Genomic DNA, 1443 nt, shown 5'->3' on the forward strand with positions numbered 1-1443 from the left:
GGCCCTTCACAGATGAGCATGGGTAGCGGTGTGCGCGTGGGCGTCTCGAGGGGTGTGTTGTGAGGTCTGGGTAGAGGTCGAGGCCTCCAGGATGGGTAGCGACCAAGCAACCCGATCCATGAAGGCCTCGACGTGTCTCATGCTATCTGCGCGCCCGCGTGCGCGCTCTTCGACCTGCCCGACGTCCATGTCAGGGCCGTGGAACGCGGACCACGCTCGTTCACCGTGGTGGTGGAGACTTCTCCGACGCTGGTGGGGTGCCCGTCCTGCGGGGTGCTCGCCACCGGCCACGGCCGCCGGGAGGTCGTGCTCCACGATCTGCCCTGCGCTGGGGTGCCCGTGCGGGTGGTGTGGCGCAAGCGGATCTTCAGGTGCCGGGAGGACGCCTGCGAGGTCGTGACGTTCAGCGAGGTCCACGAGCTGGCCGCGCCGCGGGCCAAGCTCACCACCCGCGCGATCGCCTGGGCGGTGACGCAGCTGCGCTCCCACGACATCGCGGTCTCCGCCCTGGCGGACATGCTCGGAGTCGCCTGGAACACCGTCTGGCACGCCGTGGCCCCGGTCATCGAAGGCCAGCTGGCCGCGGAGGATCGGCTGGCCGGGGTGGACGCCCTCGGTGTCGACGAGCACGTGTGGCGCAACGTGGGTCCACCCGGCACCGGGCTGGTCACCGGCATCGTGGATCACTCCCGCGGTGAGGACGGCCGTCCCCGGGCGAGGTTGCTGGACCTGGTGCCCGGGCGCACGGGGGCGGCCTACGGCGACTGGCTTGCTACCCAGGGGCCGGGGTTCACGAGCGGGATCCGCACGGCGACGCTGGACCCGTTCCACGGCTACGCCAACGCGATCCGCGACGAGCTCCCGGAGGCGATCACCGTCCTGGACGCCTTCCACGTGGTGAAGCTCGGTGGGCAGGTCGTGGACGAGGTGCGTCGCCGCGTGCAGCAGGACACCCTCGGCCACCGAGGCCGGGCCGGGGACCCTCTCTACGGGATCCGCCGTACCTTGCAGATCGGCGCCGAGCACCTCACCGCCAAGCAGATCACCCGGCTCAACGCGAAGCTGGTGGCTGGGGACCCGCACCATGAGGTGACCCTGGCCTGGCACTGCTACCAGAAGCTGCGTGCGATCTACCACGCCCGCCCCGAGCACGGGCGCCGGCTCGTCGCCGAGGTCCTCGATGCGTTCCCCACCTGCCCGATTCCGGAGGTCGCCCGGCTCGGGCGGACCCTGCGGCGGTGGAAGGCCGCGATCCTGGCCTACTTCGACACCGCCGGGGCCTCGAACGGGCCCACCGAGGCCGTGAACGGGGTGATGGAGACGATGCGCAGGGTCGCCCGCGGGTTCCGGAACTTCGAGAACTACCGTCTACGCGCCCTGCTCGCCGCCGGCGGACACCGGCCGTGGCGCAAGACCCCTACCCATGCTCATCTGTGAAGGGCC

1 protein-coding gene is annotated in these 1443 nt (G+C 71.0%); it reads left to right on the forward strand.

The window, feature by feature from the left end; all coding sequences use genetic code 11:
* Positions 1-132: 132 nt before the first annotated feature.
* Entirely contained in the window at positions 133-1437 is a 1305-nt protein-coding gene (locus tag L979_RS08630) for an ISL3 family transposase (protein ID WP_231559474.1), read from the forward strand.
* Positions 1438-1443 lie beyond the last annotated feature (6 nt).

This window comes from Kocuria sp. ZOR0020, from assembly GCF_000800955.1.
In the GTDB taxonomy this organism is placed as follows: Bacteria; Actinomycetota; Actinomycetes; order Actinomycetales; family Micrococcaceae; genus Kocuria; species Kocuria subflava.